General features: G+C 71.8%; 19 protein-coding genes and 1 pseudogene. 8 read left to right on the forward strand and 12 right to left on the reverse strand.

Going from position 1 to position 24,066, the window contains the following annotated elements:
* Positions 1 to 26: 26 nt before the first annotated feature.
* Positions 27 to 2,942 carry an FAD-binding and (Fe-S)-binding domain-containing protein gene (locus ACZ404_RS24815; RefSeq protein WP_468443398.1) on the reverse strand — a complete coding sequence of 972 codons (2,916 nt, stop codon included), beginning with the start codon at positions 2,940 to 2,942 and terminating at the stop codon, positions 27 to 29.
* A gap of 182 nt (positions 2,943 to 3,124) precedes the next feature.
* Here ACZ404_RS24815 and serC point away from each other — a divergent pair, with 182 nt between their 5' ends.
* Complete coding sequence (gene serC, locus ACZ404_RS24820) at positions 3,125 to 4,243, forward strand: phosphoserine transaminase (protein WP_468443400.1); 1,119 nt, start codon at positions 3,125 to 3,127, stop codon at positions 4,241 to 4,243.
* Positions 4,244 to 4,298: 55 nt separating this feature from the next.
* Here serC and ACZ404_RS24825 read toward each other — a convergent pair.
* The 3 genes and pseudogenes from ACZ404_RS24825 to ACZ404_RS24835 all read right to left on the reverse strand — a co-directional run.
* Positions 4,299 to 5,471: pseudogene (locus tag ACZ404_RS24825) on the reverse strand (glycoside hydrolase family 5 protein); the annotation flags it as partial.
* Positions 5,472 to 5,510: 39 nt separating this feature from the next.
* Positions 5,511 to 5,852 carry a hypothetical protein gene (locus ACZ404_RS24830; protein WP_468443402.1) on the reverse strand — a complete coding sequence of 114 codons (342 nt, stop codon included), beginning with the start codon at positions 5,850 to 5,852 and terminating at the stop codon, positions 5,511 to 5,513.
* 121 nt (positions 5,853 to 5,973) lie between these two features.
* Positions 5,974 to 6,948 carry a TolB-like translocation protein gene (locus ACZ404_RS24835; protein WP_468443404.1) on the reverse strand — a complete coding sequence of 325 codons (975 nt, stop codon included), beginning with the start codon at positions 6,946 to 6,948 and terminating at the stop codon, positions 5,974 to 5,976.
* Between the two features lie 88 nt (positions 6,949 to 7,036).
* Here ACZ404_RS24835 and ACZ404_RS24840 point away from each other — a divergent pair, with 88 nt between their 5' ends.
* Together ACZ404_RS24840 and ACZ404_RS24845 are read left to right on the forward strand one after the other, a co-directional pair.
* Positions 7,037 to 7,720 (forward strand): GDSL-type esterase/lipase family protein, encoded by a 684-nt coding sequence (locus ACZ404_RS24840; RefSeq protein ID WP_468443406.1) that lies wholly within the window; start codon positions 7,037 to 7,039, stop codon positions 7,718 to 7,720.
* Positions 7,721 to 7,808: 88 nt separating this feature from the next.
* Positions 7,809 to 8,402 (forward strand): Uma2 family endonuclease, encoded by a 594-nt coding sequence (locus tag ACZ404_RS24845; RefSeq protein ID WP_468443408.1) that lies wholly within the window; start codon positions 7,809 to 7,811, stop codon positions 8,400 to 8,402.
* Here ACZ404_RS24845 and ACZ404_RS24850 read toward each other — a convergent pair.
* Positions 8,399 to 9,505 (reverse strand): hypothetical protein, encoded by a 1,107-nt coding sequence (locus ACZ404_RS24850; RefSeq protein ID WP_468443410.1) that lies wholly within the window; start codon positions 9,503 to 9,505, stop codon positions 8,399 to 8,401. The two genes, ACZ404_RS24845 and ACZ404_RS24850, sit on opposite strands and share 4 nt — an antisense overlap.
* 115 nt (positions 9,506 to 9,620) lie before the next feature.
* Between ACZ404_RS24850 and ACZ404_RS24855 the strand changes: the two genes are divergently transcribed.
* Positions 9,621 to 10,616, forward strand: a complete 996-nt coding sequence (locus tag ACZ404_RS24855) for an aldo/keto reductase (RefSeq protein WP_468443412.1) — start codon at positions 9,621 to 9,623, stop codon at positions 10,614 to 10,616.
* Positions 10,617 to 10,759: 143 nt separating this feature from the next.
* Here the strand turns inward: ACZ404_RS24855 and thpR are convergent, their stop codons facing one another.
* The gene (thpR, locus tag ACZ404_RS24860; RefSeq protein ID WP_468443414.1) at positions 10,760 to 11,332 is read right to left on the reverse strand and encodes an RNA 2',3'-cyclic phosphodiesterase; all 573 of its coding nucleotides are present in this window, start codon (positions 11,330 to 11,332) and stop codon (positions 10,760 to 10,762) included.
* Between the two features lie 105 nt (positions 11,333 to 11,437).
* On the opposite strand from thpR, the gene ACZ404_RS24865 reads away from it, so the two are divergent.
* Entirely contained in the window at positions 11,438 to 12,025 is a 588-nt protein-coding gene (locus tag ACZ404_RS24865) for a Uma2 family endonuclease (protein ID WP_468443416.1), read from the forward strand.
* Positions 12,026 to 12,040: 15 nt separating this feature from the next.
* On the opposite strand, the gene ACZ404_RS24870 is transcribed toward ACZ404_RS24865, so the two are convergent.
* Together ACZ404_RS24870 and ACZ404_RS24875 are read right to left on the reverse strand one after the other, a co-directional pair.
* Positions 12,041 to 13,372 carry an MFS transporter gene (locus tag ACZ404_RS24870; protein ID WP_468443418.1) on the reverse strand — a complete coding sequence of 444 codons (1,332 nt, stop codon included), beginning with the start codon at positions 13,370 to 13,372 and terminating at the stop codon, positions 12,041 to 12,043.
* A 27-nt stretch (positions 13,373 to 13,399) separates the two neighbouring features.
* On the reverse strand, positions 13,400 to 13,837 hold the full coding sequence (locus ACZ404_RS24875) for a MarR family winged helix-turn-helix transcriptional regulator (RefSeq protein WP_468443420.1): 438 nt from the start codon (positions 13,835 to 13,837) through the stop codon (positions 13,400 to 13,402).
* Between the two features lie 155 nt (positions 13,838 to 13,992).
* Here ACZ404_RS24875 and ACZ404_RS24880 point away from each other — a divergent pair, with 155 nt between their 5' ends.
* Positions 13,993 to 14,175 (forward strand): ribbon-helix-helix protein, CopG family, encoded by a 183-nt coding sequence (locus ACZ404_RS24880; RefSeq protein WP_468443422.1) that lies wholly within the window; start codon positions 13,993 to 13,995, stop codon positions 14,173 to 14,175.
* Between the two features lie 23 nt (positions 14,176 to 14,198).
* Here ACZ404_RS24880 and ACZ404_RS24885 read toward each other — a convergent pair whose 3' ends face one another.
* Positions 14,199 to 15,650 (reverse strand): NCS2 family permease, encoded by a 1,452-nt coding sequence (locus ACZ404_RS24885; RefSeq protein WP_468443424.1) that lies wholly within the window; start codon positions 15,648 to 15,650, stop codon positions 14,199 to 14,201.
* A 150-nt stretch (positions 15,651 to 15,800) separates the two neighbouring features.
* Here ACZ404_RS24885 and ACZ404_RS24890 point away from each other — a divergent pair, with 150 nt between their 5' ends.
* Together ACZ404_RS24890 and ACZ404_RS24895 are read left to right on the forward strand one after the other, a co-directional pair.
* On the forward strand, positions 15,801 to 16,076 hold the full coding sequence (locus ACZ404_RS24890) for a DUF2530 domain-containing protein (RefSeq protein WP_468443426.1): 276 nt from the start codon (positions 15,801 to 15,803) through the stop codon (positions 16,074 to 16,076).
* A gap of 104 nt (positions 16,077 to 16,180) precedes the next feature.
* Complete coding sequence (locus ACZ404_RS24895; RefSeq protein WP_468443428.1) at positions 16,181 to 18,577, forward strand: HAD-IC family P-type ATPase; 2,397 nt, start codon at positions 16,181 to 16,183, stop codon at positions 18,575 to 18,577.
* A gap of 47 nt (positions 18,578 to 18,624) precedes the next feature.
* Here ACZ404_RS24895 and ACZ404_RS24900 read toward each other — a convergent pair whose 3' ends face one another.
* From ACZ404_RS24900 to ACZ404_RS24910, 3 genes are all read right to left on the reverse strand, one after another.
* A complete protein-coding gene (locus ACZ404_RS24900) occupies positions 18,625 to 19,455 on the reverse strand; it encodes a hypothetical protein (RefSeq protein WP_468443430.1) in 831 nt (276 codons plus the stop codon).
* A gap of 214 nt (positions 19,456 to 19,669) precedes the next feature.
* A complete protein-coding gene (locus ACZ404_RS24905) occupies positions 19,670 to 20,611 on the reverse strand; it encodes a hypothetical protein (protein ID WP_468443432.1) in 942 nt (313 codons plus the stop codon).
* A 199-nt stretch (positions 20,612 to 20,810) separates the two neighbouring features.
* Positions 20,811 to 23,948 carry a sacsin N-terminal ATP-binding-like domain-containing protein gene (locus tag ACZ404_RS24910; protein WP_468443434.1) on the reverse strand — a complete coding sequence of 1,046 codons (3,138 nt, stop codon included), beginning with the start codon at positions 23,946 to 23,948 and terminating at the stop codon, positions 20,811 to 20,813.
* Positions 23,949 to 24,066: the final 118 nt, after the last annotated feature.

Below are 24,066 nucleotides of genomic sequence, written 5' to 3' on the forward strand. Positions count from 1 at the left end.
CGGGCGGCGCACCCGTTCGGCCCCGGTCAGGTTCGGTGCGCCGATCCGCCGTCCAGCCCCTCCGCCAGCACCTCCGCCAGGTGTCGTCCCCGCACCCCCGCCAGTTGCTCGAGCTGGGTGCGGCACGAGAAGCCGTCCGCCAGGATCACCGTGCCGTCGGTGGCCGCTCGTACCGCCGGGAGCAGTTGTTCCTCGGCGCAGGCGCGGGAGACCTCGAAGTGGCCCTTTTCGAAGCCGAAGTTGCCGGCCAGGCCGCAGCAGCCGCCGGCCAGGTCCCCGGTCAGTCCGGCGGACTCGCGCAGGCGGCGGTCGGCGGTGTCGCCGAGGACGGCGTGCTGGTGGCAGTGGGTCTGTCCGGCGACCGGGCGGTCGACGGCGGGCGGGGTCCAGTCGGGGGCGTGGCGTTCCAGTGCCTCGGCGAAGGTGAGGACCGCCGAGGCGAGGCGGGCGGCGCGGGGATCGTCGTGCAGGAGTTCCGGGAGGTCGCCGCGGAGCGCCGCCGCGCAGCTCGGTTCCAGGACGACGACCGGCACTCCGGCCCGCAGCACCGGCTCCATCAGGTCCAGGGTGCGGCGCAGTACGGCGCGGGCGCGGTCGAGCTGGCCCGTGGAGAGGTAGGTCAGGCCGCAGCAGACGTGACCCCGGCGGGCCGTCAGCAGCGCGGTCACCGGCGCCGCCGGGCCGTTCCCGGCCCGGCTCCGGCCGCCCGGCCGTGGCGTCGGGGGGAGGGTCACTCTCAGTCCGGCGGCCTCCAGCACGCGTACGGCCGCCCGGCCGACCGAGGGCGAGAGGTGCTCGGTGAAGGTGTCCGGCCAGAGTACGACCAGCCGGCCGGCGGCGCTGCCGGCACCTCGGCGCCGCGGCCGGCGGGCGAAGGGGCGTCCGGTGGCCCGGCGGTGCCACCAGCGGGTGAAGGTCTCCTCGGCGATCCGCGGGATCCTCCGCTCGGGTGTGATCCCGGCCAGACGTGCGGCCAGACGTGCCGCGAGGTCCACGGACGCCAGCCGGTTGAGGAGCGGAGCCGTGCGGGTACGGGCGACCCAGCGCAGCCACTGCGGGAGGCGGCCCAGGGCGTAGTGGGCGGCCGGGCGGAGGCGGCCCGCGTAGTGGTGGTGGAGGAACTCCGCCTTGTAGGTGGCCATGTCGACCCCCACCGGGCAGTCCGAGCGGCAGCCCTTGCAGGACAGGCACAGGTCGAGGGCGTCACGGACCTCCGTCGACGCCCAGCCGTCGGTGACGATCTCGCCGGCGAGCATCTCGTGCAGCAGCCGGGCCCGGCCCCGCGTCGAGTGCTCCTCCTCGCCGGTCGCCCGGAAGGAGGGGCACATCACCTCGGGCCCGGCCGCCCTGGTCGTACGGCACTTGGCGACGCCGACGCAGCGGCGGACGGCGGCGCCGAAGTCACCGCCGTCGGCGGGGTAGCCGAAGGCGACGTCCACCGGGCGGCGGGGCAGGACGGAGAAGCGGAGGTTGGCGTCGAGGGGGGCCGGGCGGACCAGCATGCCGGGGTTGAGCAGGTCGTTGGGGTCCCAGACCGCCTTGGCGCGCTCGAAGAGCCGTACCGTCTGCTCGCCGTACATCCGCGGCAGCAGCTCCGCGCGGGCCTGACCGTCGCCGTGCTCCCCGGACAGCGAGCCGCCGTGGGCGACGACCAGGTCGGCCAGTTCCTCGGAGAAGCGCCGGAAGCGGCCGACGCCGGCCTCGGTGAGCAGGTCGAAGTCGATACGGACGTGGATGCAGCCGTCGCCGAAGTGGCCGTACGGCGCGCCGCGCAGGTCGTGGGCGGCGAGGAGGGCGCGGAAGTCGCGCAGGTAGGTGCCGAGCCGGGCGGGCGGCACCGCGCAGTCCTCCCAGCCGGGCCAGGCCTCCGTCCCGTCCGGCATCCGGGTGGCCGTACCCGCCGCGTCCTCCCGGATGCGCCACAGGGCGCGCTGGGCCGCCGGGTCCGCGACGACCGACGCGCCCACGACGTCGGCCGCGCGGACGATCGCCTCCGCACGCGCGCGTGCCTCGCCCGCCGTCTCCCCTCCGGTCTCCACGAACAGCCAGGCACCGCCGCCCGGCAGCCCGGCCGGGGAGCGCACCAGGTCGGCGGCCATGCCCTCCACCGTCAGCGGCCCGAGCGGCAGCAGGCCTGCGGCTGCCTCGGCGGCGGCGCTCTCGTCGCCGTACGCGAGGACCGCGAGGGCACGCGCGCGGGGTACCTCCACCAGCCGTACGGCCGCCTCGGTCAGGATGCCGAGGGTGCCCTCGGAGCCGCAGAAGGAGCGGGCGACGTCGGCGCCCTTCTCGGGCAGCAGGGCGTCGAGGGCGTAGCCGGAGATCCGGCGGGGCAGCTCGGGGAAGCCGGTGCGCAGACGCGCCAGATCGCCCTCCACCAGCTCCCGCAGTCCGTCCGGGGCTCCGGCCCAGTCCCGGCCGAGGCGCAGGCGCTGTCCGCGCGCGGTGACGACGGACAGCTCGCGCACGCTGTCCGCGGTCGTGCCCCAGGCGACCGAGTGGGCGCCGCACGAGTTGTTGCCGATCATTCCGCCGAGGGTGCAGCGGCTGTGCGTGGCGGGGTCGGGGCCGAAGCGGAGGCCGTGCGGGGCGGCGGCCTCCTGGAGGCGGTCGAGGACCAGACCGGGCTGTACGACGGCCGTGCGCGTCCCGGGGTCCAGCGACAGCAGCCGGTTCATGTGCCGGGTGAAGTCCAGCACCACGCCGGTACCGGTCGCCTGCCCCGCGATGGACGTCCCGCCGCCCCGCGCGACCACCGGCACCCCGCGCGCCCGGCACACCTCCAGCACGGCCGCCACGTCGTCGGAGTCCCGGGGCGCGACCACACCGAGCGGGACCCGGCGGTAGTTCGACGCGTCCATGGTCGTCAACGCGCGGGACATCGCATCGAACCCGACCTCGCCCCGCACCACCCGCCGCAACTCGCCCACAAGATCTGCCATCCCCCCAGCAAACCAGGCTCCTGCTGAACGGGGGCCTGCGGAGCCGTGAGCCCGGGGGCGGGGGCGGAGAGCCCGGGGGCGGGGCGGGAGCCTCCGGTGGGGGGCGGGTGGTGGGGCGCGACACCGTCTCACCGGACGGACGAGGTTTCGCCCCGGTTTCCTCCAGCGGCTAACCTCCTTCCGTGGCCGACATCCAGATCCCCGCTGACATCAAGCCCGCCGACGGACGCTTCGGCGCTGGCCCCTCCAAGGTGCGCACCGAGGCGCTGGACGCCCTCGCCGCCACCGGTACGTCTCTGCTGGGCACCTCCCACCGCCAGGCCCCCGTCAAGAACCTCGTGGGTCAGGTCCGCGAGGGCATCAGCTCCCTGTTCTCCCTCCCCGAGGGTTACGAGGTCGTCCTCGGCAACGGCGGCTCCACCGCCTTCTGGGACATCGCCACCCACGGCCTGATCGAGAACAAGTCGCAGCACCTCACCTTCGGCGAGTTCTCCTCGAAGTTCGCCAAGGCGGCCAAGCTCGCCCCCTGGCTGGCCGAGCCGACCGTCATCGCCGCCGACCCGGGCACCCACCCGGAGCCGCAGGCCGAGGCGGGTGTCGACGTCTACGCCTTCACCCACAACGAGACCTCGACCGGTGTCGCCATGCCGATCAAGCGGGTCGAGGGCGCCGACGAGGGCGCGCTCGTCCTCGTGGACGCCACGTCCGGCGCGGGCGGCCTCCCGGTGGACGTCTCCGAGACCGACGTCTACTACTTCGCCCCGCAGAAGTCCTTCGCCTCCGACGGCGGCCTGTGGATCGGCGTCTTCTCCCCGGCCGCGATCGAGCGTGCCGAGCGCGTCCACGCCTCCGGCCGCCACGTCCCGGAGTTCTTCTCGCTGCCGACGGCGATCGACAACTCCCGCAAGAACCAGACGTACAACACCCCGGCCCTCGCCACCCTCTTCCTGCTGAACCAGCAGCTGGAGTGGCTGAACGGCCAGGGCGGCCTCGCCTGGTCCACCGCCCGTACGAAGGACTCCTCGTCCCGTCTGTACTCCTGGGCGGAGGAGTCCAAGTACGCGACCCCGTTCGTCTCCGACCCGGCCAAGCGCTCGCAGGTCATCGGCACGATCGACTTCGCCGACGAGATCGACGCGGCAGCCGTCGCCAAGGTGCTGCGCGCCAACGGCATCGTCGACACCGAGCCGTACCGCAAGCTCGGCCGCAACCAGCTGCGCATCGCGATGTTCCCGGCGATCGACCCGGCGGACGTCGAGGCCCTGACGAAGTGCGTCGACTACGTGATCGAGAAGCTGTAGTCACCGCCTGCACGAGAGAGGGCGCCCGGTGCCGCACCGGGCGCCCTCGTCGTCAGCCGGGCGGGAAACCGGGCGCCTTGATGATCGCCAGGTACGCGTCCTTCACCGTGTCCGGTGTCGTCCAGTCGTCCTCGAGGATGCCGCCGGTGTCGTCCGAGTCGGGGTTCCAGCACCAGAAGGTCCACTGGAAGGCATCGCCGCCGTCCGCCGGGTCCGTCGTCGGGATCAGATAACTGACCAGCGCCGTCAGCCACTTCTGGTCCACGGCCGGTTTCAGGGTCGTACCGAACTCGCCGATCCACACCGGCGCGATGTTCTGCTTGAAGATGTACCCCCAGTACGCGTCCCAGTGCCCGGGCAGGTTGGCGGGGAACGACGGATCGTCGAACCAGGTCTGGTGGGCGACGCTGGTGGCGTACTCGTGAGCGGAGTAGACGACCCGGTTCGGCACGCTGAGCTGTACGGGGTACTGCCCGACCCCCATCAGGTTGCCGCCCCACCAGTTGGCGGCGCCGTTGTACGTCTGCACGCCCTCGACGAAGATCAGCAGGTCCGGGTTGACGGTGAGGACGGCGTCCCCGGCGCGCTGGGCGGCGAGGCGCCAGTCGAGGGCCGGGTCGCCGCAGCCCCAACAGGCCGGATCGTGCGGTTCGTTGTGCAGGTCGATGCCGATGACCGTGTCCCGGCCCCGGAAGTAGGCGGCCATGGCCTGGAGGTTGGCGATCCAGGTCGACTCGGGCACGGAGGCGGTGTACCAGAGGGCCGACTGGCCGCTGGAGTCGGGCCGGTGCCGGTCGAGAATGACCTTCATGCCCGACTGGCCGGCGTACGTCACGATCTTCTCCAGGGCCTGCAGCGAGTTCAGCCCCTTCAGGTCGGCGTTCTTGCCGTCGGAGAAGTCGAGGCGGGCGGGCAGGGTGCCGGGCTTGAGGATGTCGTCGCTGTAGGGCAGCCGCAGGGTGTTGTAGTCCAGCGACCTCATCTGGTCGATCATGCTCTTGTAGTCGCGGGTCCAGAGCCCGTGGGCGACGTGGTTGGACGTCTCGAAGCCGAACCAGTTGATGCCGGCGATGCGCACCGCCTGACCGGCGGCGTCCAGGATCCGCCGGCCGCTGGTGTGCCAGTAGCCGGCTCCCGGGGTGGCGGTCGCTCGTGCCGTGGGGGTGGCGGTGAGGAGCAGGAGGAGCGCGGCGGTGGCACACAGCGCTCTGCGCAGGCTGCGGGCCATGTGCCTTTTCCTCATGTCACGGCATCCGGCGTACGGCGGTCAGGGCCGGGGGACGCGGACGGAGGCGGCGCGGGCCGTGATGTCCCCGGTTCCCGTGCCGGTCACCAGGCCCCGGGCGGGCCGGATCGGGGACGGCGGGACGGTCGGGCCGGGCGGGAACGCGGTGAACCCGGGGAAGAGCAGCAGTGGGGAGTCGGTGCTGAACCGACCGCTGAGCGGCAGATCGGCGCAGCGGGCGTGCACGACTTCGGCGAGAGCGGGGGTCAGTCGCGGCGCGGCCCCGGCGGTGGTCGCCGCGGCCGGGACGGACAGGCCGGGCGCGGTCGCGCCCCGGCGGATCAGGTGGCCCCGTCGGGCGGCGCGCATGGCATGACCGCGCATCGTTCCTCCCGTCCCTCCCATCACAGAGGCGGGACACGTCCCCGGTCCGTCCCCGCAAGCACCTTCAGCCTGCCCGCGCCGCCGCGTCCGCGCCCCGCGGGAGATGCCGTACGGGTGATCCTCAGCCCCGCCGCCGCAGCCGCAGCAGCCCGAAGAGGGCGGCCGCGCCCGCCACCACGACCACCGCGCCGAGTTTGATGCTGCCGGAGTCGGTGCTCGTGCCGTTGCCGGTGGAGGAGGAGCCGCCGCCGGTGGACGGGGACTTGGCGGAGTGGCCGCCGCCGGGCGCGTTCTCGGCGTCCACCGAGCTGCCGGCGCCCTCGCTGCCGTACATCAGTTTGGTGCCGTCGGCCGAATAGGTGAGGGACTCGCCCTGGCCCTGCAGGGGTACGTCGAGGCGCCCCTCGCGCTTGATGTCGCCGCCGTTCCAGTCGTAGTAGATCCCGCCGAAGTAGCCCCGCACGGCCAGTTGGCGGCCGTCCGGGGAGAAGGCCGCGTCGGTGGCCCACAGGTCGACGGGGGCGATCGGCTTGAAGATGTTGGCGCCGGAGGTGGAGAGGTGGGCCGGCCCCTCGTACAGGTGGCCCCCGTCCTCCTTCTTGTCGATGATGTAGACGCGCCCGGTCTTCGGGTGCACGAGCAGCGACTCGGCGTCGCGCGGCCCGTTGGAGTACTTCACGACGTACTGGGTGGCCGTGACCGTCTGGTCCTTGAGGACCTTCGGCTCGGGCAGCCGGTAGATCCACACGTACGGCCATTTGCCGCCGAAGTTGTCACCTATGTCGCCGACGTAGATCTGGTGGTCCGGGCCGATGGAGATGGACTCCACGTCGCGCGGGGTGCCGATGCCGCGCAGGGTGACGGTGGCGACGGTCTTCCCGGTCCGGCTGTCCACCGCGTAGATGTAGGGCCCGTCGGCGCTGTCGTTGTGCGTCCAGTAGATGCCGGGGTGCAGATGGGAGGCGGCGAGGCCGCTGGACTCGGTGATCCTCGGGTCCTTGATCGTGAAGCCCTGGTCGCCGTCGGCGGCGGAGGCGGGCAGGGCACAGGCACCGGCGAGGAGGACCCCGGCGAGCAGGGCGAACGGTCGACGCATGCACCAAGACTGCCATTTCCGTGGGGGATTCGCCGGACGTGGTGGGCCTCACACCCCACCCGCGCGCGTGATCGTCCATCATGAGCGGATGCTTAGGTTCATGCCCGTGGGCGACTCCATGACGATCGGGAGCGCGGGCGAGCACACATGGCGTCACCGGCTGTGGCAGCACCTGCGCATGTCGTACGGCGGCCCGTTCACCTTCGTGGGCCCGCGCGAGACCCTGTACGACAAGGAGGCCGACGCCCCGACCTCACTGGCCTACGCCGACCCCGGCTTCCCCCGCGCCCACCTGGCCGGCTGGGGCGAGGGCTGGCTGCACATGGCTCCGCTGATCGGCCCGGCGGTGCGGGAGCACCGTGCCGACGTGCTGCTGGTCTCCCTCGGCCTGATCGACCTGGGCTTCTACACGAACGCCGAGCAGACCGCGCAGAACGTGCGGGCCTTCGTCGCCGGCGCCCGGGAGGCCAACCCGCGCATCCGCATGGTGCTGCTTCCCGTCATCCCGAACATCCGGGCCGAGGCGGACGCGCCCTTCGCCGCCCAGGTGGACCTCTTCAACGTCCTGCTCGCCAAGACGGTCGCCGACCTGGACGAGCCCCGCTCCCCCCTCCTGCTGGCCTCCCCGCCGGACGGCTACGACATCCACGCCGACACCTACGACGGCACCCACCCCAACGCGAGCGGGGAGCACCGGATCGCCTCGACGTTCGCGGCGGCGATGTGGGAGGCATGGGGAGTCGGACAGGCGTACGTGGCGGGAACGGGTTGACCGGACTCCGGCGTCTCCCGGTCACCGTGCGTATCGTTGTACCGCGCGGCTGCGTTTGAACAGGGGGCAGCCGGGGAGGAGCGCCACGATGACCATCCTGGAAGACAGGATCGAGATGGCCGACGCCGACGCCAACACCAAGCGTTTGGACGACTGGTTCGAACGGCTTGAGCGCATGCCCGTCCCCGAAGGATTCAGGGTCGAGATCGTCGGGGGCAGTGTTTTCATGACGCCGCAGCGGGACACGCATTGGCTGATCATCCGTGAGCTTCTCTGGGCTCTCGAGGACAGGTTCGGGAGGGACATCAAGGTGTTCTCGGATGTCCGAATCGACTTCCCCGGCCACGAGAACGGCTTCTGCCCGGACATCGCCCTGCTCAAGGACTCGGCAAAGAAGGACGACACGGGCCACTGGAGGTACCAGGACGTCGAGTTCGTCGCCGAGGTCATCTCCGACGGTACGGCCCCCAACGACTACGGACGGAAGAAAACCGCCTACGCGGTCGCCGAGGTCCCGCTCTACCTCATCGCCGATCCCTATCAGGGGCGCTGCTACGTCTACACCGATCCCAAGGACGGCGACTACGAGACCCGGACACCCGTCGACTTCGGCACCGACATCGACCTCACCGGCACCGTGGCCGACCTCGTCCTGAAGACCGACCGCTTCCCGCGTGACTAGTCCAGCGCCCACACGTACAGGGCGTCCCCCGACTCGGACGACGTGACCCAGGTGCCGTCGCCCGGCGCGGTGGGGGGACGGGTGCCGACCGGGACCGGGTAGGTGACCCGCACGGGCGTGCGGTCGCCGGACGTGCCGATGATCCAGTGCCGGCCCTCGCCCCACTCCTCGTCGCCCTCCACGGTGGAGCCGACCAGGGTCGTCTCGTCGACGAAGCCGCCGGCCCAGTCCCAGTAGGGCAGCGCCTCGTCGTTCTCGGGACCGGCGTCGGGATGCCGGGGCAGGGCGGTCTCGGCGTCCCACTCCAGCCCCTCCAGGACGGCACCGCTCGTGTCGCGCACGGCCAGCGCGTCCTGGTCGTGGGACACGGTCATCAGCCGCCGGCCCGAGGGGCTCACGCCCATCAGGGCCAGGTCGCCCTCGACGTACTCCACGGCCAGGGTCCGCCCGTCCCAGCGACCCCAGCGCAGCGGCGCCCCGTCCTGCCCCTCCCCGATGCTCAGCCCCATCTGCCCCGGATCGGACGGGTGCGGCAGATGGAAGCTGCCGGCCGCGGCCGCCCGGGCGTCGGCCCGCGCCAGCACCCGCCCGTCCACGGCGTCCAGCACCAGCCACTCGTCCAGCGCCTCCGGGCTCAACTCCCCCACGGACAACGGCCCGCGCACATGCGCCCACACCAGCGTGCCGTCCACCGAGAACCCGGCCGAGCCGCGCTCCGGGTACCGGTGGTCCTCCCGGCCGGCGTACTCCTCGTACCTCTCGTGCGACTCGGGGCAGGCGCCGTACCAGCAGCCGTGCCGGACCTCCCACCGCGTCGCCCCCGACGGCTCCACCGCCCGCACGGCGTGCACCCCCGCGAACACGGCCAGGGTCGCGTCCGGCGCCACCGCCCACGCCCCGCGCCGCCGGGGCCACGGCGCGGGTACCCGCACGCTCTCCCCCGTCGGTACAAGGGCCTCGTCCAGCCGCTGGACCACCAGGGCGTCGTCGCCCCGCTGGGCGAGCAGTCGGCGCCCCGCCGGCCCGAGCAGCTCCGGTACGTCGGCCTCCGAGGAGGGCAGCGGCGCGGGAACGGTGGCGGTCAGCCGGGCACGGACAGGCATGCGGATCTCCCAGGAGTGGTGCAGCTCCGCGCACCCTATGGCACGCCTGCGACAGCGCGGCCGGAACATGAAGTCCCTTGCATAGAGCGCACTCCAAGCCGTTGGCTGGGTACCCATGGAGTACACGCAGCTTGGACGCACGGGACTCAAGGTCAGCCGACTCGTCCTCGGGACGATGAACTTCGGGCCGCAGACGGACGAGGCGGACAGCCACGCCATCATGGACGCGGCACTGGACGCGGGCATCAACTTCTTCGACACGGCCAACGTGTACGGGTGGGGGGAGAACAAGGGACGCACCGAGCGGATCCTCGGCACCTGGTTCGCCAAGGGCGGCGACCGGCGGGACAAGGTCGTGCTCGCCACCAAGGTGTACGGCAACATGGCCGCGGACGGCAACGCCGCCTGGCCGAACCACGACAAGCTCTCCGCGCTGAACATCCGCCGTGCCGTGGACGCGAGCCTGAAGCGGCTGCAGACCGACTACATCGACGTCTACCAGTTCCACCACATCGACCGCAGCACCCCCTTCGAGGAGATCTGGCAGGCGATCGACGTCCTGGTCCAGCAGGGCAAGATCCTCTACGTCGGGTCCAGCAACTTCCCCGGGTACAAGATCGCCCAGGCCAACGAGATCGCGGCCCGGCGCGGCGGCACCATCGGCCTGGTCAGCGAGCAGTGCCTGTACAACCTCGCCGAGCGCCGCGCCGAGATGGAGGTCATCCCGGCCGCGCAGGAGTACGGCCTGGGGGTCATCCCCTGGTCGCCGCTGCACGGCGGACTGCTCGGCGGAGTGATCAAGAAGGAGGTGCAGGGCGGTCGCCGCGCCTCCGGACGGGCCGCCGACACCCTGGCCGACCCCACCGCCCGCGCGCAGATCCAGTCCTACGAGGACCTGCTCGACAAGCACGGGCTGGAGCCCGGCGAGGTGGCCCTGGCCTGGCTGCTGACCCGCCCCGGCGTGACCGGCCCGATCGTCGGCCCGCGCACCGCCGGGCAGCTCGAGTCGGCGGTCAAGGCGGTGGACCTGGAACTGACCGAGGAACTCCTGACCGGCCTGGACGAGATCTTCCCGGGCCCTGGTCCGTCCCCGGAGGCGTTCGCCTGGTGACGCCGGTCCGATGAGGTGCCGGGGGCGCGGGGAATTCCCGTGCCCCCTACCTCACGGCAGCCGCCACGGCGACCACCACCAGCAGGAGTACAAGCACACCGGCCATGATCCGGTTCCGGGTTTTCGGGTCCACGTACTCGAGACTAACCGGCCCCGCCCAGCGCCCAGCGGGCGACCACCTCGTACCGCGGCTGCTCCCCCCGCACACCCGACCTCGGCAGATGGCTGCGCACCAGCGCCAGGTCGGCCACCGTCCAGTTCCGGCTGCCGAACTCGCGGAGCCGACTCACGTACGGCCGCACGTCCACCGCGTCCCGGCTGCGCGCCAGCGTCAGGTGGGCCTTGTAGCGGCGGTGCTCCCCCATCGGCACCCCGGCCTTCCGGGCCGCCGACTCCGCACGATCGGCCAGCAGCCGCAGGGCCTCCAGCCCGCCCGAGGCCCCCGCCCACAGAGCCCTGCCCCGGCCGAACTGACCGCCCCCCGAGAGGGCCAGCTCGAAGGGCGCCGTCCGGCGGGCCGCGCGGGACAGGCGGTCCGACAGCTCCGGTACGAGGTCGTCGGCGACCTCGCCGTAGAACGCGAGGGTGAAGTGCCAGCCGGCGCGGTCCGTCCAGCGCAGCCCGTCCGCGCCCGCGAGCCCGCGCAGCGCGGCGACCTCGCCGGCGAGCGCGTCGCAGACGTCGTCCGGGGGCAGTACGGCGGCGAAGAGTCTCATGCGGTCAGTCTCCCGCCGCGCACCCCGGCGTGTCCGGACGACCGTGCGTATCGTTGTACCGCGCGGCTGCGCTCGTACGTGGGGCGGCCGGGGAGGAGCGCCACGATGACCGTCCTTGAAGACAGGATCGCGATGGCCGAGAGCGACAACACGACCACGCTCGACGAGATGTTCGAGCGGCTCGAGAAGATGCCCGTCCCCGAGGGATACAAGGTCGAGATCGTCGAGGGGACCGTCTTCATGTCGCCTCAGCGGGACACCCACTGGGAGATCATCCTGGACATGGTCGAGCAGCTGCGGACCAAGTACCCGCGCAAGCGCGTGAAGTCCGACGTGCGTATCGACTACCCGGGTCATCTCAACGGGTTCGCGACCGACGTGACGGTGATGGCCGAGGGCGCGGCTCGGACGGAGGAGGGCCGCTGGCGCTGCGAGGACGTGGAGTTCGTCGCCGAGGTCATCTCCAAGGGCACCGCCGCCAACGACTACGGCCCGAAGAAGACCGCCTACGCCAAGGCCGGGGTCCCCGTCTTCGTCATCGCCGATCCCTACCGGGGTGAGTGCCGCATCTTCACCCACCCCAGGGACGGCAAGTACGCCGTCGACCTCAAGGCCGACTTCGGCGAGGAACTGGATCTCACCGGCACCCCCGTCGGCCTCGTCCTCAAGACCGACGAGTTCCCCCGCGACTGACCCCCGCCGCGCACCTCACGCTGCCGGCGCCAGTTGCTCGCGCGGGACGAGCCGTACCCGCGGATGGCCCTGGTGCCAGCCCACCGACAGGCGCAGGCCGCCGATGCGGGCCAGGACGAGGCCGATGGTGGCCGCGGCAGCGGCCGAGACCACGCCGCCGAGGGCGAAGCCGACCCGGGCGCCGTAGGTGTCGGTGACCCAGCCGACGAGCGGCGCGCCCAGCGGCGTACCGCCCATGAACACCATCATGAACAGGGCCATGACCCGCCCGCGCATCGCGGGGTCGGTGGCCATCTGCACGGCGGTGTTGGCCGTGACGTTGACCGTCAGGCCGAAGATGCCGATCGGGATCATGAGCAGCGCGAACAGCGTGTACGACGACACCAGCGCGGCCACGATCTCCAGCGCGCCGAAGGCCAGCGCGGCGGCGATCAGCACCCGGAGCCGGGCCGTGCCGCGCCGGGCGGCGAGCAGGGCGCCGCACAGGGAGCCGACGGCCATCAGGGTGTTGAAGAGGCTGTAGGCGCCGGCGCCGGAGTGGAAGACGTCGTCCGCGTAGGCCGACAGCCACACCGGGAAGTTGAAGCCGAAGGTGCCGATGAACCCGACGAGGACGATCGGCCAGATCAGCTCCGGCCGCTTGGCCACATAGCTCAGCCCCTCGCGGAGCTGGCCCTTGGCGCGCGGGGCGCGCTCGACCACGTGCAGTTCGCGGGCGCGCATCAGCAGCAGGCCGGCGATGGGCGCGGCGAAGGACAGGCCGTTGGCGAGGAAGGCCCAGCCGGTGCCCACACCGGTGATCATCAGGCCGGCCACGGCGGGACCGACCAGGCGGGCGGACTGGAAGTTCGCCGAGTTCAGGCTGACCGCGTTCTGCAGCTGGCCGGGGCCGACCATCTCGGAGACGAAGGACTGCCGGGCCGGGTTGTCGACCACCGTGGCGAGGCCCACGGCGAAGGCCGCCAGGTAGACGTGCCAGACCTGGACGTGGCCGGAGAGTGTCAGCGCGGCCAGCGCGAGCCCCGTGGCGGCCATGGCCGACTGGGTGCACAGCAGCGCGGGGCGCTTGGGGAGGCGGTCGACCAGCACACCGCCGTAGAGCCCGAGGAGGAGCATCGGCAGGAACTGCAGGGCCGTGGTGATGCCGACGGCCGCCGAGGAGCCGGTGAGGCTGAGGACCAGCCAGTCCTGGGCGATGCGCTGCATCCAGGTGCCGGTGTTGGAGACGACCTGGCCGATGAAGAACAGGCGGTAGTTGCGGATCCTCAGCGAACTGAACATCGACAGCTTGCGGGGGGTAGTAGGGGTCGGTGCGGGGGCGGAAGCTGCTCCGGATCCCGTACTCAACAGGGTTCGCCTCCTTGCGACATGTCCTTACAGATGAGCGAGCTTCTCCAGCACGGGGGCGGCGGCGCGCAGACGGGCCCACTCGTCCTCGTCCAGGCCCTCGACCAGGCCGGCCAGGAACGCGTTGCGCCGGCGGCGGCTCTCCTCGAGCATCGCCTCGGCCTGTTCGGTCTGGGTGACGACCTTCTGGCGCCGGTCCTCCGGGTGGGGCTCCAGCCGGACCAGGCCCTTGGCCTCGAGCAGCGCGACGATGCGGGTCATCGACGGGGGCTGGACATGCTCCTTGCGGGCGAGCTCGCCCGGGGTGGCGGAGCCGCAGCGGAAGAGGGTGCCGAGCACCGACATCTCGGTGGGGCTCAGCGACTCGTCGACCCGCTGGTGCTTGAGCCGACGGGACAGCCGCATCACGGCGGAGCGGAGGGCGTTCACGGCGGCAGCGTCGTCGCCATGGGTGAGGTCCGGCATGTTCTTTAGCGTAACTCATTACCCTCGCTAAAGGACTACCGCGACACGCCCATAGGGCCGTGATGCCCGCCACTGCCACCGCCGATCACCCGAACGAGTGACTCAGTTCCGGAAAGTGACACATCGGGCCAGCGGTTCTGGCGACCCTCATACGCATGGGGACCACTGTGCTCAGCCTGCGGATGGACCGGGAGCTGCTCGAAAGGCTCCGGCACCACGCGGCGAAAAGAGGAATGAGCGTGCAGGACTATGTGGTCCGCACGCTCATCCGGGACGACTTCGACCAGCGGTTCCAGACCGCCGTGGAGGAGACCGACAAGTTCTACGGCGTCACCTGACGCCCGAGGTCGTCGACGACGGCTCAGGTCAGCCCCAGCGCCGGCATCAGGTAGTAGAAGGCGAAGACCGCCGAGACGACGTACATCGCGACCGGGATGTCCTTGGGCCGCCCGGCGGCCAGCCGCAGGATCACGAAGGTGATGAAGCCCATGCCGATGCCGTTGGTGATGGAGTAGGTGAACGGCATCATCAGCATGGTCACGAAGGCCGGGATCGCGATCGTGTAGTCCGCCCAGTCGATCTCCCGGACGGAGTTCGACAGGATCAGGAAGCCCACCGCGACCAGCGCCGGGGTGGCCGCCTGGGACGGGACCATCGTGGCGACCGGTGTGAGGAACAGGGCCACCGCGAACAGACCGCCCGTGACGACGTTCGCGAAGCCCGTGCGCGCGCCCTCGCCGACGCCGGCCGTGGACTCCACGAACGCGGTGGTGGCCGAGGAGGAGCTGGCGCCGCCCGCCGCGACCGCGAGGCCGTCGACGAAGAGGACCTTGTTGATGCCCGGCATGTAGCCCTGCGCGTCGGTCAGCTTCGCCTCGTCGCCGATGCCCATGATCGTGCCCATCGCGTCGAAGAAGCACGACAGCAGCACGGTGAAGACGAAGAGGATCCCGGTCAGCACGCCGACCTTGGAGAAGCCGCCGAACAGGCTGACCTTGCCGATCAGACCGAAGTCGGGTGTGGCCACCGGGTTGCCCGGCCACTTCGGGACGGTCAGGCCCCAGGACGACACCTTCGCGACCGAGTTGACGATCAGCGCGAGGACGGTCATCCCGACGATGGAGATCAGGATCGCGCCCGGCACCTTGCGCACGATGAGGGCGAAGGTGAGCAGCGCGCCGAGAACGAAGATCAGCACGGGCCAGCCGTTGAGATGGCCGTTGGCGCCGAGCTGCAGCGGGACGGTGGTCTGGGCGACGTCCGGGATACGGCTGACGAAGCCGGAGTCGACCAGGCCGATCAGCATGATGAACAGGCCGATGCCGATCGAGATCGCCTTGCGCAGGCCGAACGGCACGGCGTTCATCACGCGCTCGCGCAGACCCGTGGCGACCAGCAGCATGACCACGAAGCCGGCCAGCACCACCATGCCCATGGCGTCCGGCCAGGACATGCGGGGCGCGAGCTGGAGCGCGACGACCGAGTTCACACCGAGACCGGCGGCGAGCGCGATCGGCACATTGCCGATGACGCCCATCAGCAGCGTGGTGAACGCCGCCGTCAGCGCCGTCGCCGTCACCAGCTGGCCACTGTCCAGGTGGTGCCCGTACATGTCTTTCGCACTGCTGAGGATGATCGGGTTCAGCACGATGATGTACGCCATCGCGAAGAAGGTGGCGAAACCGCCGCGGATCTCGCGTGCGAGGGTGCTGCCGCGCTCGGAGATCCGGAAGTAGCGGTCGAGGGCGCCCTGAGCGGGCGCGCCGCCCGGCTTCTCGGGGGTGGGGACCTTGGCGGGGGCCGAGGTGGACATGCGGGACCTCATCACCGACGGGGTTCCCCCGAGCCCCGTTGGACTTTCCTACGAACAGAAGCGGTCAAAGACAAACGGTTTCAGTATGAACGTATGACGGCCGGATCGCTATCTCCGCGCGTAGACCTGATCGCCTCGTAAGCTGTGCCCATGGCTAAGTGGACCCCCAAGCACGAGGCGCCCGAACCCCTGGAGGGCCCGGTGGTCGCCACCATCACCGGCGGCACGATCGTGTGGTTCGTCCTCTTCCTGGTGCAGCTGCCCTTCTACGGCTGGTTCGACGACCACGGTCACCTGTGGTGGCTGTGGACCTGCCTGGCCGGCGGCGGCCTGGGGCTCATCGGCATCTGGTACGTCCGCAAGCGGGACGCGGCGATCAAGCGGGACGCGCAGACGCGGAGCGCACTGCCGACGGCGACGGAGTAGCCGTACAACCAGCGCACGACACCGGTCGGTATCGGTCCTCCCCAGGTCGGAAATTCGCCCCGCTCGGCAGGTGAAGCGACAAAAGCGCACGTACCGTCGAAGGCATGACCCACATAGACGCGGGCGCCGAGCTGGACCCCGTGCACCCCGTGGCCCTGCCCGCGAGCCGGCCGGCCGGACTGACCGGCGCCGAGGTCGCGGAGCGCGTCGCGCGTGGGCAGGTCAACGACGTGCCGGTGCGCAGCAGCCGGTCCCTGGGGGAGATCGTCCGGGCCAACGTCTTCACCCGGTTCAACGCGATCATCGGCGTGCTGTGGCTGGTCACGCTGTTCGTCGCGCCGATCCAGGACAGCCTCTTCGGCTTCGTGATCCTCGCCAACACCGGCATCGGCATCGTCCAGGAGTGGCGCGCGAAACAGACCCTGGACTCGCTCGCGGTGATCGGGGAGGCGCGGCCGACCGTCCGCCGGGACGGGACCGCCGTGGAAGTGCCCACGAACGAGATCGTCCTCGACGACCTCATCGAGATCGGGCCCGGAGACAAGATCGTCGTCGACGGCGTGTGCGCGGAGGCCGAGGGGCTCGAGATCGACGAGTCGCTGCTCACCGGCGAGGCCGACCCGGTCGTCAAACGCCCCGGCGACCAGGTGCTGTCCGGCAGTTTCGTGGTCGCGGGCGGCGGCGCGTTCACGGCGTCCCGGGTGGGCCGCGAGGCGTACGCCGCCCAGCTCGCCGAGGAGGCCTCCCGCTTCACCCTCGTCCACTCCGAGCTGCGCACCGGCATCTCCACGATCCTCAAGTACGTGACGTGGATGATGGTCCCGGCCGCGATCGGCCTGATCGTCACCCAGCTCGTGGTGAAGAACAACGACCTGAGGGACGCCGTCGCACGTACCGTCGGCGGCATCGTGCCGATGGTCCCCGAGGGGCTGGTGCTGCTCACGTCGGTCGCCTTCGCGATCGGGGTCATCCGGCTCGGCCGCAAGCAGTGCCTGGTGCAGGAGCTGCCCGCCATCGAGGGCCTCGCCCGGGTCGACACGGTCTGCCTGGACAAGACCGGCACGCTGACCGAGGGCGGCATGGACGTCACCGAGCTCCTGCCGCTGGACGGGGCCGACGAGACGTACGTGCGCAAGGTGCTCGGCGCCCTCGGCGAGTCCGACCCGCGCCCCAACGCCTCTCTGCAGGCCGTCATCGACGCCTTTCCGGACAGCGAGGAGTGGCGCTGCGTGGAGTCGCTGCCCTTCTCCTCCGCCCGCAAGTACAGCGGCGCCGCGTTCAGCGAGGGCGACGGGGAGGCCAGTACCTGGCTGCTGGGCGCCCCCGACGTGCTGCTCGGCCCCGAGGACCCTGCCCTGGCCGAGACCGAGCGCCTCAACGAGCAGGGACTGCGGGTCCTGCTCCTGGCCCGCGCCACCCGCGATCTGGACGACCCCGAGCCGGCCCGGGGCGCCCGCCCCACCGCGCTGGTGGTCCTGGAGCAGCGGCTGCGGCCAGACGCCGCCGACACCCTGCGCTACTTCGCCGAGCAGAACGTCCACGCCAAGGTGGTCTCCGGTGACAACGCGGTCTCCGTCGGCACGGTCGCGGCCAAGCTCGGCCTGTCGGGGACGGCGGTGGACGCGCGCCGGCTCCCGGCCGACGCCCGGGGCATGGCGGACGCGCTGGACGGGGCGACCGTGTTCGGCCGGGTCACCCCGCGGCAGAAGCGGGACATGGTGGGCGCGCTGCAGTCCGAGGGGCACACGGTCGCGATGACCGGCGACGGCGTGAACGACGTCCTGGCGCTCAAGGACGCCGACATCGGCGTCTCCATGGGCTCGGGCTCCGAGGCGACCCGGGCGGTCGCGCAGATCGTGCTGCTGAACAACAGCTTCTCGACGCTGCCGTCCGTGGTGGCCGAGGGGCGCCGGGTGATCGGCAACATCACGCGCGTGGCCACGCTGTTCCTGGTCAAGACGGTGTACTCGGTGCTGCTGGCGCTGCTGGTGGTGTGCTGGCGCGTGGAGTACCCCTTCCTGCCGCGCCATCTGACCCTGCTGTCCACGCTCACGATCGGCGTCCCGGCGTTCTTCCTGGCCCTGGCCCCCAACACCGAACGGGCCCGCCCGCACTTCGTGCGCCGCGTCATGCGCTACGCCGTCCCGGGCGGCCTGGTGGCGGGAGCGGCGACCTTCGTCACCTACTTGATCGCCCGCCACCACTACACCGGCCCCGGCTCCCTCACCTCCGAGACCAGCGCCGCCACCCTCACCCTCTTTCTGGTCTCCCTCTGGATCCTGGCGATCGTCGCCCGCCCCTACACGTGGTGGCGCATCGGCCTGGTCGCCTCGATGGGCGCGGCCTTCGTGTGCGTCCTGGCCGTACCGGCCCTGCAGACCTTTTTCGCCCTGCGGCTGGTGGGCCTGACGCTGCCGTGGACGGCGGTGGGGGTGGCGGTGGTGGCGGCGGCCGTCCTGGAGTTGCTGTGGAGGGGGATCGACCGCCGCTTTCCGGCGTGAGGACCGCGCTCCGGGGCGCCGGGTGATTCCGGTGCCCCGGCGCAGGACTACCGGACGTCCACGTAGTCGCCGGTGGCGTTCACCGCAGGGGTGGTGGAGGTGCCGGCGAAGCTGAAGCGCCAGTAGCCGTCGTACGACGCCGTGGCGGTGGCCTTCAGGTTGCCCGTCGAGTCGGAGTAGACCGTCTTGACGGTGGTGTACGTGCTCGTGCCCGCCTTGCGGAACTGCAGCTTGACCGGCTGGTTGGTGTAGCCGTGGTACAGGTTGTCCTCCCAGTTGGCGCGGGAGAGCTTGCCCGTGGTGGTGAGGGTCGCGCCCTTGCTGACCGGCTCCGGGCCCGCGTTGGCGGTGAGCTTGGAGTAGCGCTGCAGCTTCGTGGTGGCCATGTCGCCCTGCTCGGCGTAGCCGACCTTGCTGAGGTCGGGGCTGTTCGGGTCCTGGCCGTTGAAGGCGGTCGCCTCGGCGGCGACGGACCAGCTGCCGGCGTCGGCGTTCTTCAGCTCTCCCTCGCCGGGGTAGAGGTCGACGCTGCCGGTGCAGGTGGCCGTTGTCGACGAGGTGGGCGAGCAGGTGGCGAAGTCGTCGCCCTCCAGCGTCTTGGACGGAGCGTCCAGCGTGCCGCGGTAGAGGTACGCGTCGGTGTAGAAGTCCGACGCGGTGATGTCCACGTCGGCGCCGTGCGTCAGCGTGTACGTGTAGGTCGTGCTGACCTTGTTGGTGGTGCCCACCTTGATCGCCGAGGCGATCTTGAGGTTGGAGAAGCTGACATCCATCGTGTACGGCGTACCGCTGGACGAGGCGGCCTGCGCGGCCGGCACGGCGAGGGCGGTGAGGGCCAGGGCGCCGGTGACGGCGGCCACGGTGGCACGTATGCGCATGTGCGGTCCCCTGGAGGGAGAGGTGATCGGGGAGTCGGTCGACTCACGCGATCAGATCCACGGGGCACGGCACCGGTTGTACGGCAGGAGCGGTTCCCGGCCAATCTTTGTCCGCCGATTGCCAGGTCATGGCGCAAGTGAGAGGAAACGTTCCGGCCCCGGAGGCGGCGCGCGCTTCCGGGGCCGGGGCGGTATGGCCTACTTCATCGCCGGTTCACTGCACGTCGACGTAGTCGCCCGTGGCGTTGACCGCCGGGGTGGTCGAGGTGCCCGCGAAGGAGTAGCGGTAGTAACCGTCGGCCGTGGCCGTGGTCGTCGTCTTCAGGTAGCCCGTGGAGTCCGACGTGATGGTCTTCAGCGTGGTGTAGGTGCTGGAGCCCTTCTTGCGGTACTGCAGCTTCACCGACTGGTTGGTGTAGCCGTGGTACTCGTGGTCGTCCCAGTTGGCGCGGGTGAGCTTGCCCGTGACCGTGATGGTCTTGCCCTTCTTCACCGGCTCGGGGGAGGCGTTGACGGTCAGCTTGGAGTAGCGCTGGAGCTTGGTGGTGCCCAGGCCGTCCTGAGCCGCGTAGCCGACCTTGGTGACGTCGAAGTCCTCGGCGGTCGGGTCCTGGCCGTTGAAGGCGATGGCGTAACCCTCGGCCTTCCAGGTGGTGGCGTCCGAGTTGACCAGCCCGAAGTCGGGGTCCCGCGGGTAGATGTCGATGGTGCCCTTGCAGGTGGCGACGGTCGTCGACGTGTCGGTGCAGGTCGGCCAGTCGTCGCCGACCTGGTACTTGGCGTTCGGGTCGTCGTACGCCCCGCGGTAGATGTCCACGTCCATCAGGAAGTCGGCGGCGTGGATGTTGACGTCCTCGCCGTGCGTGACCGTGTAGGTCACCGGCACGGAGACGTGGTTGGTGGTGCCCACGACGATCGGCTTGCCGTTGTTGATCTTCACCCCGGAGAAGGTGAGGTTCAGCGCGTAGGGCTCGTCGGTGTCCGCGGCGGAGGAACTGAACGCCGACCTGCCGGAGTCGGCGTGGAGGGTGCGGGCGGTCTTCACCAGGTCGGCGGGGCCGTACGAGGAGCTGTCGGCGGCCTGTGCGGCGGGCACGACGAAGGCGGAGAGGGCCAGGGCGCCGGTGACGGCGGCCACAGTGGCACGAATGCGCATGCGTTCCCCTGTAGGGAGAAAGGTGGACTCGAGGTCCAAGTGATCGTGGAGTCCCTTGACTCACGACCTGAGACTCGTGAGGAGGGTGAGGGGTTGTACAGGTGTTCTTGTGAATGTCCGGCGGGATCCGCCCGCCCCCTCACCCCCTGCCGCAGCGGCGCTGCGGACTACTGGTGGGAACGTGCGAGTTCTGTCGACGTCAGTCGAACCACCGGTCCCGGGCCAGTTCCTCGGTTCGTGACGGGTCCTCCAGCAGGGCCGCCACCTCGAAGCGGCGGGGCCACTGCCCGGCGGCCCAGGCCAGGCCGGCGGCGACGCCCTCCAGGGTGGCCGCGTGCAGGACGCCGTCGTCCGTGAGGCGCCAGTCGATCCCGACGCCGTCCACGACCAGTTCCTCGTGCTCGACATAGGTGCCGGGCGTGCGCGGCCCGAGCAGCACCCGCACCGCGTCCGGTACGCCGTGCTCGGTCCCCTCGGAGTGCACCTCACCGGTGACGGACTCGCTCAGCCGCCGCACCTGGAACAACTCGGCCAGGTCGGCCGCCCGGGCGGGGCGGACCGGCAGCAGCGGGACACCGGCGGTGAAGGGCAGCAGGTCGGGCGAGTCGACGACGACCGCGTCGGCGGCGTCCACGACCTCCACCCGCCCGTCGACCACGGCCCGCAGCTCCTCCGGCAGGGTCACCTGCTCCGGGTCCAGCTCGGCCAGCGCGCCGTACAGCCCGTGCAGTTGGGCGGCGGTGACCTGCCGGTCCGGGTCGGCGAGGCGGTCCAGCAGCTCGGCCGCGCCGCCGGGCTCGTCCAGCAGGGCGGCGACGGAGGTGCGCACGCCCAGCGCGCGCAGCACCTGCTCGTCCTCGAACCCGGTCGCGTCCGCCTCGTCGTACAGGCCGCGCAGCAGCGGGTCGCCACCGGCCGCGAGCAGACCGGCCGGGCGGCGGCCGTCGAGCACCGGGTGGCCGCGCAGCCACCACGCCGTGTACGGCCGTACGGTCTCGTGGGTGCCGTCGTGCAGCAGGATCCGCACCGGCTGGGTGAGGGCGTCGCGCAGCGGCGGGCGGGCGAGCAGGGCGAGGGCCTCGGGCCAGTGGTCGTCGTCCACCAGGTCCAGGTCGCGCACGGCGACGAGTTCGGTGGCGACCGGGGGCACCGGGCTGTCCGGGAAGCGGTCGAGGATGTCCTCGCTCCACACGTCCACGGCGTCCAGCAGCCCCGCGTCGTCCGGCTCGGCGAAGTCGCCCTCGCGGGGCTCGAGTTCGTCGGGGTCGAGGACGACGTCGGTGGCGCGGACCAGCGCGAAGTCCGCGAGGACGCCGCACGCGGTCAGCGGCTGCTCGCCCCACTTCCGGGCCAGCTCGGCGTCCACCTCGGCCAGTTCGCCCTCGCGGATCACCCGGGCGAAGGGGCTGCCGGGGAAGACCAGTTCGCCGGCCGGAGCGAGCTCCCCGTCCTCGTCGGGCAGTGCGAGGGCGCCCAGCCACGGCTCGTCACCGGGCTCCAGACCGGCGTCCCGCACCAACGCCAGGACGGTGTCGGCCAGTTCGTCGGCGTCCGGGGCGTCCTCCTCCCAGCCGGTGCCGCTCTCCTCGTCCAGGGAGGCGGCCACGGCGGCCCTCACCTGCGGGGTGGTGAGCACCGCGCGCGGGGTCGCGGGCAGCGCGCCCAGCTTCTCCAGCAGCGGGTGCGTGGCCTCCTCGTGCGCCACCTTCAGCCCGAGCCGGCCGAGGACGTCCGCGTCGAGACGGGCGGCGTCCGGGGTGGGCAGCAGCACCTGCCGGGGGCCGATGGTGGTCCGGCCGTCGGCGAGCGGCACGGGCAGCCCGGACAGCCGGTCCGGATCGACCCCGGCGAGACTGTCGTAGAGCCGCCACCACCAGCCGGGGTCCTTCTCCAGCCCGGCGAGGCGGTCGATGGCGTCCGCGAGCGGGAGCCGCGACACGCCGAGCGTGCGCAGCTCGACGCGGCGCTCCAGGCCGGCCGGGAGCAGCGTGGGCAGCACTTCGGCGAGCACCCGTACGGTGTCCGCGCCCGCGCCCTCCACCACCTCGGCGTCCCGGGGGCGGAGGGCCTCCGGCAGGTCGTCGTCGCCGTGCGGGCCGACCGCCGGGGGCAGGAAGGCGGTCCTGGGCAGGCGCTCCAGGATCGCCTGGCGCAGCGCGCCGTCCAGTTCGCCCTTGCCGAGCGGCCCGGGCACGAGGTCGATGACGCCCTCGCTCACCGGCCGCCACTCGGCCAGCAGCTCGGCGTAGGCGTCGGCGGCCCGCTGCACCAGGAAGTCGGTCAGCGGGCCGGGGGCGGCGTGCCGGCGGGTGGTGTCCAGCGGGAAGGACGCGATGAGGAGGGCGGGGACGCCGAGGGCTTCGTCGCTCGGGGTGGGGGCATGCACGACGGGCGTGGTGCGCGGACGCAGCGGCGCGCCCTGTTCGTCCGCGGGTACGGCCCAGGTCACCGACCAGTGCGGGCGCAGGCGCTCCTCCACCGGGCGGTCGGCGAGGAGGTCGGGGGTGAGGGGGCCGTGCGCGGCGGTGGTACGCCACCGGGTGGTGCCGTGGCGCGTGTCCGCCACGACCGTGACGGCGCCCTCGGTACGGCGGCGCAGGGTGCGGGGGGCGGCGTCGCCGATCTCGACGACGACCTCCTCCAGGCCGGGCAGGGCGAGCAGCAGGGCGTCGTCGACGGCGTCGAGGAGACGCTCGGCGAGGTCGGCGGCGGCGGCGTCGCGCAGGGGGAGGATGACGACGGTGTCGTACGGCTCGGGGGCGGATCCCTCGGCGGCGAACGGCAGCCGCAGCAGGGGCACGTGGCCGTCCCGGCGCCGGATCTCGTCGCCCAGCCCGGGGCTGTGCCGGGCGGTGTCGGCGGCCAGCGCACGCGCCTCGTTCAGGGACCAGCGGATTCCGCCGTGCCGGCCCACGATCGCGGGCTCGTCGGTGACGGACAGCACGGCGGCGAACCCGACACCGAACCGCCCTACGGCGCTGTGCGTGTCCTGCGTGTCCTGGGTGTCCCGCTTGGCGGAGGCCCTGAGCGTCGACAGCGACTCGACACCGGCCGCGTCCAGCGGGGCACCGGTGTTGGCGGCGACCAGGACGCCGTCGCGGAGGGTGAGGCGGAGCCGGCCCGGGGTCTTAGCGCGGGCGGCGGCATCGGCGGCGTTCTGCGCCAGCTCGACCACGAGCCGGTCCCGGTAGCCACCGAGGACCAGGTCCTCCTCGGCGTTGGCGTCCTCACGGAACCGGGCGGGGCTGGTGGCCCAGGCGTCGAGGACCCCGCGACGCAGCCGGGCGGTACCGAATGGGTCGGCGCCCTCGACCGCCGGCCGCACGTACTTGCTCACGTTCACTCTCCTCATCGGCGTGAGGACGAAGGTACAGCGCGCGGGGGGCGGGGGCCGAAGGGAGAGGTTGGGGCCTGGCAGGGGGCCGGAGTGTCGCCGGGCCCGGGGCGACTGGCTC

The organism is Streptomyces sp. NPDC030798 (assembly GCF_055572275.1).